Below are 15552 nucleotides of genomic sequence, written 5' to 3'. Positions count from 1 at the left end.
AGCCATGACCGCCAGCCCGGCGGGCGCTGCCTGACTTGTCGCGGGTTCGTCAGGCCAGCAGCAGGGCGGCCCCCGTCAGCAGGGCGGCGAGGGGCAGAACGGGGAGCCGTGGCACCCGCAGCAGGTAGAAGCCGACGGCGGCCAGCGCCAGATCGGTGGGGGAGAGCACGGCGCTCTGCCACACCGGCTGATAGAGGGCCGCCAGCAGCAGCCCCACCACGGCGGCGTTGATGCCGGCCACGGCCCCCGCCAGACGGGGGCGGGCCAGCCAGTGCTGCCAGCAGGGGCCCAGCGCCCAGAGCAGCAAGAAACCCGGCAGGAAGAGCGCCAGGGTCGCCAGCAGCGCCCCGATGAGGGGAGTGGCGGGCAACAGCACGGCGCCCAGGTAGGTGGCCAGGGTGAACATGGGGCCGGGTACCAGCTGGGCCAGGCCGTAGCCGGTCAGGAACTGCTGCTCGCTCAGGTGGTGACCCAGGCTCTCCTGCAACAGGGGCAGCACCACGTGACCACCGCCAAACACCAGGCTGCCTGCCCGGTAAAAGTCGGCCAGCAACTGGCTGACGGGGCCGCTCGCCACCAGGGGCAGGCCGACGAACAGCAGGGCGAACAGCAGCAGGGTCGGCCAGTGAGGCTGGCGATCCGGAGTGGACGCGGGGCCCTGACTCCCCGGGTGCGGCTCGCGCAGGGCACAGAGCAGGGCCGCGCCGAGCAGCATGGCGACCTGGGTCAGAAGACCGGGGGCGCACCAGAGGGCGGCGGCGGTGGCCACCATGACCCCCTGTTGCAGCGCCGTCTTGCAGAACTGGCGGCTCATGGTGAGCACGGCATCCGCCACCACGACGAGCGCCAGCAGCTTGAGGCCGTGCAGGGCGGCGTCCAGCCAGAGGTTGCCCGCAAGCTGACCCAGACCGACGGCGGCCGCCAGCAACAGCAGAAAGGAGGGGAGGGTAAAGCCGACGAAGGCGGCCAGGGCGCCGCCGATGCCGGCACGGTGGCGACCGATGGCAAAGCCGAGCTGGCTGGAGGCCGGACCCGGCAGCAGTTGGCACAGGGCCAGCAACTGGGCGAACTCCGCCTGGTTCAGCCAGCCCAGCCGCTGGACAAAGGTGCGCTGAAAATAGCCGATATGGGCGGCCGGCCCGCCAACACTGATGCACCCCAGCCACAAGAACTGCATGAATACCTGTCCCATCTTCCCCTCCTCGTCATCATCCTGGCCCGGATAATATGACAAAAAAGTGACAGTTTGGTGACGGTACGCCCTCCCGCGCTGCCTGCCATCAACAGGGGCTGGCGGGGTGGCTGGTCGCCTCCGCCAGCTGACGAGAGGTACCGGGGTGACGCGCGGCAGCCTGCCGGTGAGGGTCAGGGGGCAGGTTGTGCCTGGGGCAGGTAGCATTGTCCCGCCAGCCAGCAGGCGATGGACTGGCGACTGGCATCGAAGTGAGGCTCGGGCAGAGTGTGCGGGTCGCACCAGATCCAGCCCTCGCATTTTTCCGGCTCCAGCAGTTGCGGCTCCCCGTCCACCTCTGCCAGCAGGGTGACCGAGATGTAGTGCAGGCCGCTCTCGCGCCAGGTCTCCAGGTTGTTGGTGACGGCGATGACGCGAGGCTGGCGGATGACGAAGCCGGTCTCCTCCGCCACCTCCCGGATGGCTGCCGACTCGAAGGTCTCCCCCAATTCCAGATGACCGCCAGCGATGGACCAGTAGGGGGCATGGCTGCCCTTGCGCTTGCCAAGCAGTACCTGGCCCTGGCCATTGGTGAGAATGACGCCGACACCGACGCGGGGATAGGGGGTAGACATAGGGGAGGCTCCTTGCTGAGACGGCGGGGTGCGCCAGGGAAAACGGGCCCACCTTAGGGGGGATGGGCCCGTTGTGCAAGCCGCCTGTTCAAGGGCGATCGGATGCCGATTTTCCATCGCTTAAATGGATGGGTCTGGCGATATTCTATCTGTTAAATAGATGGGAAATGCCTCCGGATCAGGGCAGTCTGACCAGCATCTTGCCGGTATTGCGGCCCTGGAACAGTCCGATAAAGGCTTGCGGCATGCTGGCCAGCCCCTCGCTGACGGTCTCCTCGGCCTGGAGGGTGCCCGCCTCGAAGGCCGGCATGGCCTCGGCCAGGAACGCCCCGTAGTGTTGCCAGTGATCGGAGACCAGCAGCCCCTGCATCAGGATGCGCTTGCGGATCACCTGGGAGAGGTTGCGCGGGCCGCTGGCCTGGCCGTTGCTGTTGTACTGCTCGATGAGGCCGCACAGCACGATGCGCCCGTGCACCACCAGGTGGTTAAGGGCGGCATCCAGCATGGCGCCCCCCACGTTCTCGAAGTAGACGTGGATGCCTTCGGGGGCGAGGCGGGCCAGCTCGGCGTCGAGATCCGGGGTCTCCCGGTAGTTGATCACCGCATCGGCTCCCAGGGTCTTGAGGTAGGCGACCTTGTCGGCCGAGCCGGTGGAGCCGATGACCCTGGCCCCCGCCTGCTTGGCGAGCTGGACCGCCATGGTGCCGACCGCCCCGGAGGCTGCCGAGACCAGCAGGGTTTCACCGGCCTTCAGGTGTGCCACCTTGTGCAGGCCCGCCCAGGCGGTCATGCCCGGCATGCCGAGGGCGCCGAGGAAGCGCTGGGGCGGCAGGGTGGTGTCGGGCAGGCGGGTGAGCTGGGCGGCGTTTGCCACGAAGGCATCCCGCCAGCCCAGCATGCTGCTCACCTTGTCCCCCACCTTGAAATCGGGGTGGCGCGATGCCTGTACCGTGCCGATGGCGCCGCCGTCGAGGGGGCCGTTGAGGGGGAAGGGAGGAACGTAGCTTTTTGCCTCGCTCATGCGGCCGCGCATGTAGGGGTCCACCGACAGCCACTGGTTGGCGACCTGCACCTCTCCCTCCTGCAGGGCGGGCAGGGGCACGTCCCGGAGGGCGAAGTCCTCCAGGGTGGGGAGACCGGTGGGGCGATGCAGCAGTTGGATTTGATGGCTGATGGCATTCATGGGCATTCTCCGGCAGTGGGGCCGCGCGTCGGGCGGCGGCCTGGTATTTTTGTTTGTGTGCAAACTAAAATCAGGGTAGTCCTGAACACGGGGGCTGGCAACTGTTTTGTGTGCAAACTATTCAGCCCCGAAGTTGATGGGGTATACTGCCCCCTTGTCGTCAGCGAGGTCCTCCATGAGCGAATTGAAAAAGCAGGTCTGTTTTGCCCTCTACAGCGCCTCCAATGCGGTGATGCGTGCCTATCGGCCGCTGCTGGACAAGCTGGATCTCACCTATACCCAGTACCTGGTGATGCTCTCGCTCTGGGCCCGGGACGAGGTCAGCCTCAAGGAGATAGGGCAGGAGACCGGACTGGATGCGGGCACCCTGACCCCCATCGTCAAGCGGCTGGAGAGCAAGGGGTGGCTGACCCGAACCGTCTCCCACGAGGATGAGCGGCAAAAGTGCATCAGTCTGACCGAGGCGGGACGCCAGTTGCAGCAGGAGGTCAGGGAGTGCTGTCTGGCGGACAGCTTGCGCAATCAGGTGGATCTGGCCGATGCTGAGTTGGCCCAGCTCAAGCAGCTTTGCGATCGCGTGGCGGCGCAGCTGGGGCGCTGATCCCTTTCCCCGTCAGGAGTGACCCGATGAAACCCATGCAATCCCTGCTCCCTCTGTTTGCCATCCTGCTGTGCGCCTGCGCCGATACCTCCTATCCCCGTTCCGAGCTGCAGATCGACGATGCCGATGCCTGGCAGGCCATCTGCAAGGACGGGGTCCGGGTGCGGGCGGTCACCGACGAGGGGATCTGTGCGGATCACCGCGGGGTGGCCATGTGGACAAATAAACCAAGGGCTGCACGGATGGCAGAAGAAGCGGCCAAGTAGTGTGACCTGTACGACATAAAATGACATGACCGGCCATGGGGCCGGTTTTTTTCGCGATCTTGCCAGCACTTTGGCACCTTGTTCATGGTGCACTCATTTTTCTCTTCCCATACTGGCCCTCAAGGTAGCAAACCAACAGGAGAGAGAGATGCAATCATCCATCGTCGGGCTCTCCATTCTGTGGGGGCTGGCCAGCTTTGGTGTTCAGGGGGATTTCATCGAGAGCCGTGATACCGCCTCCCCCTCCTGGCAGGCCGAGTCCAGAGTGGAGATGGAAGGGTACTTGATGGAGTCGTTGGGCGCCGATCGCTGGGTGTTCGACAACGGCAGCGAGAGCCTGGAAATATCTCTGCCCAAAGGGCAGTGGGTGTCGACCGGTGAGCGGCTGCGGCTGCGCGGCGAACCCCTGCAGGAGCAGAGCGGCTGGTTGCTGCAGGTGCAGGACGTCAGCCAGGTCGAGGCATGACGAGGCGTCCACCACCTGGCGGCGCGAGGGCGCCCGGGGGCTGTGTTGACCGCGAATGCCCTTGATAGCAGAGACAAGAAGAGGAGGCCCTGGCCTCCTCTTGCTTTTGGTGCATCCCCGGATGCGGGGTGGGTTGTCAGCCCAGGTGGTTGAGGGGCAGGGCGGTCTTGTGCTTGATGCGGCGCAGCACGAAGCTCGAACGCACCCCGGTCACGCCGGAGATGTGGGTCAGCTTGTCCAGCAGGAAGTGCTGGTAGTGCTCCATATCCCGCACCACCACCTTGAGCTGGTAATCCGCATCGTTGCCGGTGATGAGGTCGCACTCCAGCACCTCGGGCAGATCCTTGACGGCGCGATCGAAGTTCTCGAACCGCTCCGGAGTGTGCCTGTCCATGGAGATGTGAATGTAGGCGGTGAGGGTCAGCCCCAGCTGGCGGGCATTGAGCAGGGTGACATGGGTATCGATGAGACCGGCATCCTCCAGCGCCTTGACCCGGCGCGAGCAGGGGGAAGGAGAGAGCCCGACCAGCTCGGCCAGCTCCAGGTTGCTGATGCGGCCATTTTCCTGCATCAGCTCCAGAATATGCCTGTCTATACGATCAAGTTTCAGCATTCTCCGTACCTCTTCGCAATTACTAATCCACTTTTCCTAGATTAAGGGTGAACTATTGCAAAAACAACTGAAAATACCTGCTACTTCACAACCACTCACCGCATCGCGGGGAGTAACATGGTTACATCTTCCGGTGGCAAGACAGGCGCCCGACCAGGCACCTGTGGTGAAGGACCTTACCGGGTCAAGAGCCCCATCAGCCGTTCGACCTTATCGGGAAACAACGGGCTGGAACGAGAGCACCCCCTCCCCGAAGGCAACAAAGCAGGCATCCCGGCGCCTGCTTTGTTGTTTTTGCGTTCCGCCCGCTCAGGGGCGGGGCGGCCGGATGCGATAGAGGCAGCGGCTGTCCCCCTCCAGCAGATACTGCTCCCGCTCCACCTCGGCCGGCGCCAGCAACCGGCGAAACAGCGCCAGCTCGCTGCGGCAAAAGCCCCGACAGGCTCTGGCCGCACTGCAGATGGGGCAGTGACTCTCCCACCACAGCCAGCTGCCGTCCTCCTCCTGCGACATGTCCGCCATATACCCCTCCTGGGTGCGCAGTGCCTTGAGCGTCATCAGCCTGTCTGCCAGCGCCGGCTGGGTCAGCCTGGATTCATAGCGTGCCTGCATCTGCTGCTCCCGCCGCGTGATGAGCTGCTCCATGCCCGCGTCGCCAAACACCTGCCGGATGTCGTCGATCAGCTGCAGGGTCAGATCGCCATGGGTGTCGGGGAAGCGTTGCCAGGCCTGGTCGGTGAGGTGCCACAGGCGCACCGGGCGACCGCGGCCGCGGGCCTCGTCGCTAAACCCCACCCAGCCCTCGGACTCCAGGGCCATCAGGTGCTGGCGCGCCCCCATGGACGTCATCTGCAACTGGTCGCCGAGTTCGGCGGCGCTCTGGGGGCCGCGGGTTTTCAGCAGATAGAGGATCTTGTCGGTACTGGCGTTCATGGGGGCTCCGGTGGTGGGTATCGGTGCGGTGACCGCCTGGATGAGGTCATTATGGGTAGCAGGGCGATTTAAATCAACAATCTGCTTTACTTAATGGACGACCCCTCACAATATAAATAAACCGATGACTTTATTTAATGAGGCGAAGATGGAAGGGATCAAGGGACAGGGGACCCTCTGGGTATTGGTGATGACGGTGACGCTGGCGGTGGCGGGGTTCAGCCTGCCTTCCCCCGTCCTGGCGCCGCTGCTGCTGGATCCGGCCCAGGGCATGTTGACGCCACAGGCGTCGGACTGGAGCCGCAAGGTGTGGCTTGGCGTCATCATGGGGCTCTATCCACTGTTTCAACTGCTGGGGGCCCCCTTGCTTGGCCGCCTCTCCGATCGCCATGGGCGCAAGCCGGTGCTGACCCTCTGTCTGGTGGGGGTGCTGGCGGGGTATGTGCTGATGGCTCTCGGCATCGCCTGGCGTTCCCTGCCGCTCTTGCTGCTGAGCCGGGTGGTGGAGGGCTTCTTCAACGGCGACATCGCCATCGTGCAGGCGATGGCGGCGGACATGAGCACGGCCAGGACCAAGGCCCGCAACTTCGCCCGCATCAACATCGGCATGAACCTGGGCTGGGTGGTGGGTCCCATGATCGGAGGCTATGCGGCCGTGGTCTCGGGAGATTACAGCCTGGCGGCCTGGCTGGCGGTGGGGATGACGGTGATCAACCTGCTGCTGGTGCTCTGGCTGCTGCCCAATCGTCCCCCGGTGCCGGCGACCCGGGATGAGGTTCCTCTCTCGACCCGCCAACTGCTGCTGCAACCTCGTCTCCTGCCCTACTTTGCCCTGACCCTGGCAAGCTATGGGGCGGTACAGCTCTACTTCACCTACTTCAATGTCTGGCTGGTGGAGCGGCTGGCATGGGATCCGGTGCAACTGGCCCAGGCCGCCGTGCTGGTGAGCGTGCCCATGATGCTGGGCTCCTGGATCGGTGAGCAGTTGGCACGGCACTGGCGCGGCAGCTCCCTTGGCATCGTCGGCCACCTGGTGATGGCGGCGGGCATGCTGATGTTCATCCTGCCGACCCAGTGGTGGGGGCTCGCGCTCACCTTCATCCCGGCCGGCATCGGCATGAGTCTGGGGGAGCTGGCCACCTCGGTGGCGGTCTCCAACCGCAGCCATGCCAGCCAGCAGGGGCAGGCGATGGGGCTCTACCGCGGTCTGGCGGTGGGCAGCGAGATCCTGGCGGTGGTGCTGGGCAGCCTGGTGCTGCTGGCGGGGACCGAGTGGCCCTTCTACCTGGCCGGCCTCTGCGGCGTGATCTGTGCCCTCGGTTTCTACGGATTGCGCAGACGGGCGGACAGGCGAAACGCCGTGGCCGGGTGCGCCGAGGCGGGCTGACGAAGGGCGCGGGGATCACAGTTCGGCGACGGGATGGCGGGCCGGACTTGCATCGCGGCGCCGAGTCTGGGACGGTATGGCTCTTTGCTCCGCTGTTCCCGCCCCCCGGCGAGCGCGTCTCCCATCATGGGCCTTGCGATGCCCAGTCCGCATTCCCGGCGGTGAGATGTGTCGTCATGGCACTGGAAACGGGAGGGATGGCGCCGCACCCGTCTCGACATTCTTGGAGGTGATATGAGTCGTTATCAGGCCATTGCATTGGACATGGACGGTACCCTGCTGAACCGGGATCACAAGATCTCGTCCGCTACCCGGGCGGCCCTGGCCCAGGCCCGGGCCCACGACATCAAGGTGCTGCTGGTGACGGGTCGCCACTTCATGACGGCCCGTCCCTTCCACCACGAGCTGGCCCTCGACACCCCCATCATCTGCAGCAACGGTGCCTACCTCTATGATCCGGTGCAGGAGAGGATCCTCGCCGGGGATCCCCTGGCCGTGGCGCCTCTCACCACCCTGCTGGAGGAGGTGCAAGCCCAGCAGATGGGGGCGCTGTTCCACCTGGGGGACGGCATCGGCTACCTGGGCTGCGAGGAGCACGTGGGCCGGATGCGGCGCTGGTCGGCAACCCAGCCGGATCACCTCAAGGTCTCCCTGCTGCCCGCCGAGGATATCGAGTCCTGGTTGCAGTCCCCCATCTGGAAGCTGGAGTTGTTCAACCAGGATCCCGGCCGGTTGCACCGTTTCGTCGGGGAGGTGGTGGAGAGATTGCCCTTCACCCGTGACTGGGCGGCCCCCTATGCGGTGGAGCTGGTGCAGCCAGGTTGCAGCAAGGGCAACCGGCTGGCCCAGTGGGCCGCGAGGGAGGGGATCGCCATGGAGAACCTGGTGGCCTTTGGCGACAACAACAACGACATCAGCATGTTCGAGCAGGTGGGGCTGGCGGTGGCCATGGGCAATGCGGCGCCCCAGATCCAGGCCCATGCAGACCGGGTCACCGCGGATCACAACGAGGATGGCATCGCCCTGGCGTTGCAGCGCTGGGTCCTGCCGGCCTGAGGGGAAAAACAGTCTGCGGCATAAACAGAAAGGGGCCATGTCGGCCCCTTTTTGTCAGCTCCCGAAGGAGAACTGGATCACCCGATCCGGGAAGCGCAGCCGGTTGTAGTCCCGGTATACTCCTTCGTAGTGACGGATGGCGCGCTCGCGCTGGGCACGGTAGTAGTCGCGCTGGCGGCTGTCGCTCTCGCCCCGGATCTGCTGATCCAGCTGGTGGATGCTCCGCTCGGTGCGCTCCAGCTCCTGCTGCAATTCGCCGAGGCGCTGCTCCAGCAGGTACTCCTTGCGGCCGCGCTCGAACTGGGTGAGGAAGCTGGTGTCGTTGGGGCAGACCCCCAGGTATTCGCTCCCCTCCCGTCCCTTGCTGTAGGCAAGCTCGGGGATGCAATAGAGCTCCAGCCCCTTGGCGTAGCCGCGCTGCCACTCCGCCTCATCCACCTTGAGGCCGTACTCCCCGCAGGTCTTCTGATAGTCGCGGGTGGCGCTCCGGGTCTTGCCCTGCTCCCCGTCCTGATAGCCTTGGTTGTACCAGCTCATGGCACGGCACTCCTCCTCCGAGAGGGAACTGCACCCGGCGAGCAGGAAGGGAAGGGTCAACAACAGGATCTTGGGGGACATGAGGGGGCTCCGACAGCAAAGGGGGTGGGGCATTCTAGAAGAGGAGGCCCGTCCGGGACAAGCACCGGGCGAGGGGGCCGTATCATGATGTTTTTATCAGTATTTTCAAGCCGTTGTAGACGGGCTTCCGGCAGCCTTTTCTTGCCCGGGGAGGCAGGGTAAACTGCGCCTACTTTTAACTGGCATGTAACATAAAAACAATGAAAGTCCTGACCGTCGATTATCGCTCCCCCGATGCGGCCGAGCGCTTCACCGAATCCCTGCGCACCACCGGCTTCGGGGTGCTGACTCACCACCCCATCCCGAAGGAGCTGGTGCAGTCCATCTATGACAACTGGTATCGCTTCTTCATGAGCGAACAGAAGCAGGATTTCCTGTTCAATCGCGAGACCCAGGACGGCTACTTCCCGCCCTCGGTGTCCGAGGTGGCCAAGGGCCACAGCCAGAAGGACATCAAGGAGTACTTCCACATCTATCCCTGGGGCCAGATGCCGGCAGAGCTAAAAGAGCAGGCGATGGAGTACTACCGCCTGGCCAACGATCTGGCCGCCGAGCTGCTGGGCTGGGTGGAGCAACACACCCCGGGCGACATCGCCGCCCATTACAGCTGCCCGCTCTCCTCCATGATCGAAGAGAGCCACAAGACCTTGCTGCGGGTGCTGCACTACCCGCCCTTCGACGGCACCGAGGAGCCGGGTGCCATCCGCGCCGCCGCCCATGAAGACATCAACCTGCTGACCATTCTGCCCGCCTCCAACGAGCCGGGCCTGCAGGTGAAAGGTTCAGACGGGGAGTGGATGGATGTGCCCTGCGATTTCGGCACCCTCATCATCAACATCGGTGACATGCTGCAGGAGGCCTCCCGCGGCTATTACCCCTCCACCACCCACAGGGTCATCAACCCGACCGGGGGCAGTGCCGCCAAGTCCCGCATCTCCTTGCCGCTCTTCCTGCACCCCCGTCCGGATGTGGTGCTCTCGGAGCGTCACACCGCCCACAGCTATCTGATGGAGCGGCTGCGGGAGCTGGGGGTGATCTAATCCCGCCAGACCCGGGCAGACAACAAACCGGAGCATCCCCGCTCCGGTTTTTATTTTGTGGCACGATTGGTTGGTTATCCGAATTTTATTGGTTAATGATGCTAAAAACTAAGTTTTATATCGGATATACGCCGAGTGATTGCGCGCCCGCGGGCGTACTCTGAGCGCCATTTCGGGCCTCGCTGGCAGGCCCTTCCCGTGGAGTTCTTATGAAGCAGTCCCAATGGTCATCCCGGCTCGGTTACATCCTGGCCGCCGCAGGTTCCGCGGTCGGTCTCGGCGCCATCTGGAAGTTCCCCTATGTCACCGCCGCCAACGGTGGCGGCGCCTTCCTGCTGGTCTTTCTGCTGTTCAGCTTCACCCTGGGGGTGGCGGTGCTGATGGGGGAGACCCTGATCGGCAGCCTGACCCGGCGCGGGGTGGTGGGAGCCTTTGGTGAACTGATGGGCAGGCGCTGGCGCTGGGTCGGTGCCATGGGTTTGCTGTGCAGCCTGCTCATCTTCTGTTTCTACAGCGTGGTGGGCGGCTGGACCCTGGGGTACACGGGCATGGCCCTGGCGGGGGAGCTGCAACAGGGGGACGGCGCGGCACTGACCGCCCGTTTCAACGACTACGTCGGTGATCCGTTCTGGCCGGTGCTGACCCACCTGCTGTTTGCCGGCTTGACCTGGTGGTTCGTGCGGGGCGGCGTGCAACAAGGGGTGGAGCGCACCCTGCGCTGGATGATGCCGGCCCTCTTCATCATGATCCTGCTGCTGGTGGCCTTCGGCCTCACCCTGCCGGGCGCCATGGCCGGGGTGCGCCACTTCCTGATGCCCGATTTCAGCAAGCTCGGCATGTCGGGTGTGCTGGACGCCATGGGGCTGGCCTTTTTCTCCCTCTCCATCGGCCTTGGCATCCACACCACCTATGGCGCCTACCTGCCTTCCAGCGAAGGGGTCGGTCGCTCCAGCCTCTGGGTAGTGCTGTTGGCGAGCGTCATCGCCGTGCTGGCGGGCCTGATGATCTTCCCGGTACTGGCGGCGACCGGTATTGACCCGGCCTCGGGCCCGGGCCTCACCTTCATGACCATGCCGGCGGTGTTCCAGCAACTGCCCTTCGGCCAGGGGCTGGCGGTGGTGTTCTTCTCCCTGCTGGTGGTGGCGGCGCTCTCCTCCTCCATCTCCCTGCTGGAGCACTTGCAGTGCTTCCTGTGCGAGAGCCTGGGCTGGTCCCGCCGCACGGCGTGCAACCTGGTCATTGCCCTGGTGATGGCGGGTGGCATCCCGGTGAGCCTGTCGTTCGGTCCCTGGGCCACCCTGACCCTGTTTGGCAAGAACATCTTCGAGTTGCTGGACTTCATCACCTCCAACCTGATGATGCCCCTGTTCGGGCTGGCCCTGACGCTGCTGCTGGGCTGGCGGCTCGGTCGCCAGGCGCTGCCCGAAGGGCTGGCTCCCCACTGGCGGGCACTGCTGATGGGCTGCTGGCGCTGGCTGGCTCCCCTGCTCATTGGTGGCATTCTGGTGCGCGGCCTGGTGTAGGGAGGGTTGGTCATCTGTGCCACTCCCCGGCCGGGCTGGCAGGGGAGTGGGGTGGCAGGATTGACTCTTTATAAAAATCTGTTAATTAAAAATAAATAGAGTAACGGTCTGTAATTTCGATATTTTGTTTTGGTTAAATCTGTTTTTGGTTCTGTTTTAGACTATTTCCTGTCAACTTCTCTTGCCATGGTTTAGGCTGTGGCTCCTTTTTACCGTGCAGGCGTCGCCCTCCCATGTCACCCCTTATCGCTCTCTGTGGCCGATTTAGCCCCTTCCTGGAGAGGTGACCTTGCAGGTGTCGTTTGTCTGACTGTTCATTGCAAAGGTCGCCCTCAGGCGGCCTTTTTTGTTGCGGCGCACACCGCGTCTAGCCATGGAGTATCGAACTGATGTTGTCTTGCCCGGAGGTTGTATGAGCCAGGTTCAGTGGTCTTCCCGTATTGGTCATGTGCTGGCGGCCGCCGGCTCGGCGATCGGCCTTGGCGCCATCTGGAAGTTTCCCTATGTGACAGCCACCAACGGGGGCGGTGCCTTCCTGCTGGTGTTCCTGCTCTTCAGCTTCACCCTGGGGGTCGCGGTGCTGGTGGGGGAGACCCTGCTCGGCAGCCGCAGCCAGCGCGGCGTGCTCGGCGCCTTCCACAAGTTGGTGGGGCCGAACTGGCGCTGGATGGGTTACATGGGGATCCTGTGTGGCTTCTTCATCTACAGCTTCTACAGCGTGGTGGGGGGCTGGACCGTGGGCTATGCGGCCCTGGCCGTGGGCGGTGAGCTCAACCTGAGTGAGGCGAGCACCCTCACCGCACTCTTTACCGGTTATGTGAGCGATCCCCTCTGGCCGGCCCTCACCCATCTCGTCTTCGCCGGGCTCACCTGGTGGTTCGTGCAGGGAGGGCTGCAACAAGGGGTGGAGCGGGCGCTGCGCTGGATGATGCCGGCCCTGTTCGTGATGATGCTGCTCCTGGTGGTGACCGGGCTCTCCATGCCGGGGGCCATGGCCGGGGTACGCCAGTTCCTGATGCCCGACTTTTCCCACCTGACGGGGCAGGGGGTGCTCGACGCCCTGGGGCTGGCGTTCTTCTCCCTCTCCATTGGCCTCGGGGTACACACCACCTATGGCGCCTACCTGCCGAGCAGTGACGGGGCGCTGCGCTCCGGGGTCTGGGTGGTCACCCTGGCGAGCTGCATCTCGGTGCTGGCGGGGCTGATGATCTTCCCGGTGCTGGCCTCCACCGGCATCGATCCTGCCGCCGGCCCCGGCCTCACCTTCATGACCATGCCGGCGGTGTTCAACCACCTGCCGTTCGGTCAGGGGCTGGCGGTGATCTTCTTCCTGCTGCTGCTGGTGGCGGCGCTCTCCTCCTCCATCTCCATGCTGGAGCACCTGGTGCGCTTCACCACCGAGGAGTGGGGCTGGTCGCGCCGCAATGCCTGCCGGGTGCTGACCCTGCTCATCATGGCCTGCGGCATTCCGGTCAGTCTGTCATTCGGGCCCTGGGCGGACTACACCCTGTTTGGCAAAACCCTGTTCGATCTGCTGGATTACCTCACCTCCAACCTGATGATGCCCCTGTTCGGTCTGGTGCTGACCCTGCTGCTTGGCTGGAAGCTGGGGGACAGTATTGTGCCTGCGGATCTCTCGCCGCTGATGCGTGGTGCGCTGCTCTGGTGCTGGCGGCTGGTCGCCCCCCTGCTGATCGCGGGGATCCTGGTGCGGGGCTTGTTGTAACACACCTGCCAGGGCGGCATGCACCTGCCAGGGCGGCATGCACCTGCCAGGGCGGCATGCACCGCCCTGGATGGCTATAGGCCCTGATGGGGACCGAGGGGCGGCAGTTTGGGGGCCAGGTGAGATCTCACCTGTTGCAGGGTTTCCCGATAGGCGTTCCCATGGTGTTCCAGGAAGGCGGCACTGTGGTTGAGACGCTGCTCCAGCCTGTCCACCAGGCGGGCCACCGCCGGGGCCGCCATGCCAGCGGGCCAGCACTGGGTCAGCAATACCAGCAGTTGCCAGGCATCCCCCGCCTGGGCCGGGAATCGCTCCTGCAGGGTCAGAGCGCTCTGCACGGCGAGCTGGAGCTGACCCGTGGTCATGGCCCGTTGCCGCTCCTCGCGCAGCTGGGTCAGCTGCTGCTCCCGCTGCGCCAGTTGCCGCGCCAGATCGTCGACCACCTGCAAAATGAGCCCCTGCAACAGCGGGGTCTGTGCCACCGGCCCCTGATACTGGCCGAGCTGGGCCAGATAACGCTGGGCATGGTGGGGAAGCCCGCAGAACTGGCTGACGGCCACCCCGAGCAGCTGGTTGAGGTGATTGTCCCGCGCCGCCTCCGGCGGGTGCTTGGCCAGCAGCATCAAGGCGCCATCGAATCGATAATCCAGACCCAGCATCAGGGCGCGCAGCAGCCCCTCCTCGTGGGCACGCAGGGTCACGGCCTGCTGACCGAGCTCCTCCAGAGCCTGCTGCAGCCCATGAACTCTGGCCTCTCCCGGTGGATGCCAGAGCACCGCCAGGGTCGCATCCAGCAGGCAGCGTTCAACGGAGTGGCGAAACGTCTGTTTGGGGAAGTAGCGCAGGATGAAATCGCTGGCCTGCGCCAGCACCTGACCTTCATCCCTTCGCAGCAAGGCCAGCAAAATGGCCACCTGGCGCCACTGCGGCTGCCAGGGGCAGCGGTGCAGCAAGCCTGACAAGGTTTCCCAGGCCGGATCCCACTGCGCCTCGTGCAGTTGGCAGGCGAGAACCAGCGCCTGATGGATGACGGGGGGCAGTCGCTCCCGGTTGCGGGCCAGATCCTTGTGGGCGCTCTCCACCCGGTTCAGCCCGAGCAGAGCCTGGTTCAGTCCCTGGCGTGGCCACCAGGCATCGTGCTCCGTGGTGCAGATGGCGTAGTGCTGGGCGGCCTGCACCCGTTCCCCGGCTTGCAGCAGCATGTAGCCCTTTACCCTGTCCATCTGTGCTTCCAGCCCCTTGTGGCTGGCGTGCCGGTAAAGCAGATCCTCGCACTGGGCGCAGGCGCTGCGCCACTCCCTGAGCGCCATGGGGGTGGCCAGGGGGCGGGTCACCGTGGTCAGTGCCAGCAGCGCTTGCAGGCTGTGCGCCAGCTGCTCCGTGGTGAAGGGCACGGCCAGACGCAGGGCGAAATAGAGGTCGGAGGGGGGGAACTGGCCGGTGTCCTCGTCCTGCTCCAGCAGCAGGAGCACGCAGCCGGGCGCGAGCAGGCCCAGGTGGTGTGCTTCATGCAGCAGCCTGACTCCCTCGTGGGCCTGGTGGTGATACTGGCGGCAAAGAATGGCATCGAAGGCGTGCTGGCGCAGCAGGGCGGGCAGGCTTGCAATCTCTTTGCAGTGGAACAGCTCGGTGGGGGGCAGCCCCAGATCACTCAGTCCCTGGGTGAGGGTCGAGCCCATCATGGCATCGTCTTCGATGAGGAGGATCTGCATCTTTGACGCTCCTTCGCCGGTCGGGGGTGGCGAGGTTGGATTCAAAGTTAGCCTCCACTCTCCCGCGAGAGCCAGAGGGGGTCAATACCCCACCTGGGTCAGGGATGGCTCAGTGCCGGCCTTGGGCGGGGCAAAGATAGCATCACTGAAGGCCGGGCCCCCTGGCCGAGAAGGGGCAGTCCCGCTGGGGGACACGCAGCTCCCCGGCTCCCGCCTTTCCCTGCCAGGTGAGCTCGAGCTGGCCCAGGCGCCCGAGGCGGCGCAGCTCGAACTCGTAGCGCAGGCAGGGGTTGTCGGTGGGCAGCCGTGTCATCCCGGCGGGCAGCCGGTAGTCGTAGCGCAGCTGGGGGCCATCTTGCAGTCGGCTCTGCACGGGCACCAGCCCCTCCGCCGTCGGTGCGGGGGCCTTGAGATAGCGGCGCAGCGCCACCGGGGCGTCGATGGCTTTTTGATAGTGAAGGCCGTTCATGGCTGCCAACTCCTCCTCCAGCCGCGTCAGCTCCCCCTCCAGTCCGCTCAGGGCGGCGCCAAGCTGTTGATGGGCCGGGGAGGCGCAGCCTCCCAGCAGCAGGGTTGTGATCAGCAGGGCGGGACGGGCGGCAGACATGAAGGCTCCTCGGGT

The 15552-nt window shown here is 64.9% G+C and carries 16 protein-coding genes; 8 read left to right on the top strand and 8 right to left on the bottom strand.

Annotated elements, in window-relative coordinates; translation table 11 throughout:
- Nucleotides 1-49: 49 nt before the first annotated feature.
- The 3 genes from chrA to AB5Y50_RS12280 all read right to left on the bottom strand — a co-directional run bounded on the left by chrA (nt 50) and on the right by AB5Y50_RS12280 (nt 2989).
- Nucleotides 50-1192, bottom strand: a complete 1143-nt coding sequence (gene chrA, locus AB5Y50_RS12290; protein WP_049635934.1) for a chromate efflux transporter — start codon at nt 1190-1192, stop codon at nt 50-52.
- A gap of 173 nt (nt 1193-1365) precedes the next feature.
- Nucleotides 1366-1806: an NUDIX hydrolase gene (locus AB5Y50_RS12285; protein WP_039039391.1), complete on the bottom strand. Its 441-nt coding sequence runs from the start codon at nt 1804-1806 to the stop codon at nt 1366-1368.
- 178 nt (nt 1807-1984) lie between these two features.
- Entirely contained in the window at nt 1985-2989 is a 1005-nt protein-coding gene (locus tag AB5Y50_RS12280) for an NADP-dependent oxidoreductase (RefSeq protein ID WP_368162916.1), read from the bottom strand.
- A 175-nt stretch (nt 2990-3164) separates the two neighbouring features.
- Here AB5Y50_RS12280 and AB5Y50_RS12275 point away from each other — a divergent pair, with 175 nt between their 5' ends.
- From AB5Y50_RS12275 to AB5Y50_RS12265, 3 genes are all read left to right on the top strand, one after another.
- Nucleotides 3165-3590: a MarR family winged helix-turn-helix transcriptional regulator gene (locus AB5Y50_RS12275; protein WP_029313694.1), complete on the top strand. Its 426-nt coding sequence runs from the start codon at nt 3165-3167 to the stop codon at nt 3588-3590.
- Between the two features lie 35 nt (nt 3591-3625).
- The gene (locus AB5Y50_RS12270) at nt 3626-3856 is read left to right on the top strand and encodes a hypothetical protein (RefSeq protein ID WP_029313696.1); all 231 of its coding nucleotides are present in this window, start codon (nt 3626-3628) and stop codon (nt 3854-3856) included.
- Nucleotides 3857-4004: 148 nt separating this feature from the next.
- Nucleotides 4005-4322: a hypothetical protein gene (locus AB5Y50_RS12265; protein ID WP_041211026.1), complete on the top strand. Its 318-nt coding sequence runs from the start codon at nt 4005-4007 to the stop codon at nt 4320-4322.
- Between the two features lie 136 nt (nt 4323-4458).
- Here the strand turns inward: AB5Y50_RS12265 and AB5Y50_RS12260 are convergent, their stop codons facing one another.
- Entirely contained in the window at nt 4459-4935 is a 477-nt protein-coding gene (locus AB5Y50_RS12260; protein WP_010672894.1) for an Lrp/AsnC family transcriptional regulator, read from the bottom strand.
- A 309-nt stretch (nt 4936-5244) separates the two neighbouring features.
- Nucleotides 5245-5868: a metalloregulator ArsR/SmtB family transcription factor gene (locus tag AB5Y50_RS12255; RefSeq protein ID WP_041214535.1), complete on the bottom strand. Its 624-nt coding sequence runs from the start codon at nt 5866-5868 to the stop codon at nt 5245-5247.
- Nucleotides 5869-6016: 148 nt separating this feature from the next.
- Between AB5Y50_RS12255 and AB5Y50_RS12250 the strand changes: the two genes are divergently transcribed.
- Both AB5Y50_RS12250 and AB5Y50_RS12245 read left to right on the top strand, forming a co-directional pair.
- The gene (locus AB5Y50_RS12250) at nt 6017-7255 is read left to right on the top strand and encodes an MFS transporter (protein WP_049635932.1); all 1239 of its coding nucleotides are present in this window, start codon (nt 6017-6019) and stop codon (nt 7253-7255) included.
- A 234-nt stretch (nt 7256-7489) separates the two neighbouring features.
- Nucleotides 7490-8311, top strand: coding sequence for a Cof-type HAD-IIB family hydrolase (locus AB5Y50_RS12245; RefSeq protein WP_049635931.1), 822 nt, complete (start codon nt 7490-7492; stop codon nt 8309-8311).
- 54 nt (nt 8312-8365) lie between these two features.
- Here the strand turns inward: AB5Y50_RS12245 and AB5Y50_RS12240 are convergent, their stop codons facing one another.
- Complete coding sequence (locus AB5Y50_RS12240; protein ID WP_010672898.1) at nt 8366-8929, bottom strand: DUF2799 domain-containing protein; 564 nt, start codon at nt 8927-8929, stop codon at nt 8366-8368.
- 200 nt (nt 8930-9129) lie between these two features.
- Here AB5Y50_RS12240 and AB5Y50_RS12235 point away from each other — a divergent pair, with 200 nt between their 5' ends.
- The 3 genes from AB5Y50_RS12235 (at nt 9130) to AB5Y50_RS12225 (ending at nt 13218) form a co-directional block, all read left to right on the top strand.
- Nucleotides 9130-9969 carry an isopenicillin N synthase family oxygenase gene (locus AB5Y50_RS12235; protein ID WP_010672899.1) on the top strand — a complete coding sequence of 280 codons (840 nt, stop codon included), beginning with the start codon at nt 9130-9132 and terminating at the stop codon, nt 9967-9969.
- Nucleotides 9970-10178: 209 nt separating this feature from the next.
- The gene (locus tag AB5Y50_RS12230; protein WP_049635930.1) at nt 10179-11492 is read left to right on the top strand and encodes a sodium-dependent transporter; all 1314 of its coding nucleotides are present in this window, start codon (nt 10179-10181) and stop codon (nt 11490-11492) included.
- A 412-nt stretch (nt 11493-11904) separates the two neighbouring features.
- Entirely contained in the window at nt 11905-13218 is a 1314-nt protein-coding gene (locus AB5Y50_RS12225; RefSeq protein WP_041211033.1) for a sodium-dependent transporter, read from the top strand.
- Nucleotides 13219-13292: 74 nt separating this feature from the next.
- Here the strand turns inward: AB5Y50_RS12225 and AB5Y50_RS12220 are convergent, their stop codons facing one another.
- Together AB5Y50_RS12220 and AB5Y50_RS12215 are read right to left on the bottom strand one after the other, a co-directional pair.
- Nucleotides 13293-14930: a hypothetical protein gene (locus AB5Y50_RS12220; RefSeq protein ID WP_049635929.1), complete on the bottom strand. Its 1638-nt coding sequence runs from the start codon at nt 14928-14930 to the stop codon at nt 13293-13295.
- A gap of 142 nt (nt 14931-15072) precedes the next feature.
- Entirely contained in the window at nt 15073-15537 is a 465-nt protein-coding gene (locus tag AB5Y50_RS12215) for a hypothetical protein (RefSeq protein ID WP_049635928.1), read from the bottom strand.
- Between the last annotated feature and the right edge of the window lie 15 nt (nt 15538-15552).

The sequence above is a fragment of the Aeromonas sp. s6 genome, from assembly GCF_040907815.1.
Taxonomy (GTDB): domain Bacteria; phylum Pseudomonadota; class Gammaproteobacteria; order Enterobacterales; family Aeromonadaceae; genus Aeromonas; species Aeromonas caviae.
This window is presented reverse-complemented; position numbering and strand designations above follow the sequence as displayed.

What these genes read in the sequence shown, in the direction of transcription:
- chrA (WP_049635934.1), bottom strand. Translation starts at nt 1,192, where the DNA reads ATGGGACAGGTATTCATGCAGTTCTTGTGGCTGGGGTGCATCAGTGTT.
- AB5Y50_RS12285 (WP_039039391.1), bottom strand. Translation starts at nt 1,806, where the DNA reads ATGTCTACCCCCTATCCCCGCGTCGGTGTCGGCGTCATTCTCACCAAT.
- AB5Y50_RS12280 (WP_368162916.1), bottom strand. Translation starts at nt 2,989, where the DNA reads ATGAATGCCATCAGCCATCAAATCCAACTGCTGCATCGCCCCACCGGT.
- AB5Y50_RS12275 (WP_029313694.1), top strand. Translation starts at nt 3,165, where the DNA reads ATGAGCGAATTGAAAAAGCAGGTCTGTTTTGCCCTCTACAGCGCCTCC.
- AB5Y50_RS12270 (WP_029313696.1), top strand. Translation starts at nt 3,626, where the DNA reads ATGCAATCCCTGCTCCCTCTGTTTGCCATCCTGCTGTGCGCCTGCGCC.
- AB5Y50_RS12265 (WP_041211026.1), top strand. Translation starts at nt 4,005, where the DNA reads ATGCAATCATCCATCGTCGGGCTCTCCATTCTGTGGGGGCTGGCCAGC.
- AB5Y50_RS12260 (WP_010672894.1), bottom strand. Translation starts at nt 4,935, where the DNA reads ATGCTGAAACTTGATCGTATAGACAGGCATATTCTGGAGCTGATGCAG.
- AB5Y50_RS12255 (WP_041214535.1), bottom strand. Translation starts at nt 5,868, where the DNA reads ATGAACGCCAGTACCGACAAGATCCTCTATCTGCTGAAAACCCGCGGC.
- AB5Y50_RS12250 (WP_049635932.1), top strand. Translation starts at nt 6,017, where the DNA reads ATGGAAGGGATCAAGGGACAGGGGACCCTCTGGGTATTGGTGATGACG.
- AB5Y50_RS12245 (WP_049635931.1), top strand. Translation starts at nt 7,490, where the DNA reads ATGAGTCGTTATCAGGCCATTGCATTGGACATGGACGGTACCCTGCTG.
- AB5Y50_RS12240 (WP_010672898.1), bottom strand. Translation starts at nt 8,929, where the DNA reads ATGTCCCCCAAGATCCTGTTGTTGACCCTTCCCTTCCTGCTCGCCGGG.
- AB5Y50_RS12235 (WP_010672899.1), top strand. Translation starts at nt 9,130, where the DNA reads ATGAAAGTCCTGACCGTCGATTATCGCTCCCCCGATGCGGCCGAGCGC.
- AB5Y50_RS12230 (WP_049635930.1), top strand. Translation starts at nt 10,179, where the DNA reads ATGAAGCAGTCCCAATGGTCATCCCGGCTCGGTTACATCCTGGCCGCC.
- AB5Y50_RS12225 (WP_041211033.1), top strand. Translation starts at nt 11,905, where the DNA reads ATGAGCCAGGTTCAGTGGTCTTCCCGTATTGGTCATGTGCTGGCGGCC.
- AB5Y50_RS12220 (WP_049635929.1), bottom strand. Translation starts at nt 14,930, where the DNA reads ATGCAGATCCTCCTCATCGAAGACGATGCCATGATGGGCTCGACCCTC.
- AB5Y50_RS12215 (WP_049635928.1), bottom strand. Translation starts at nt 15,537, where the DNA reads ATGTCTGCCGCCCGTCCCGCCCTGCTGATCACAACCCTGCTGCTGGGA.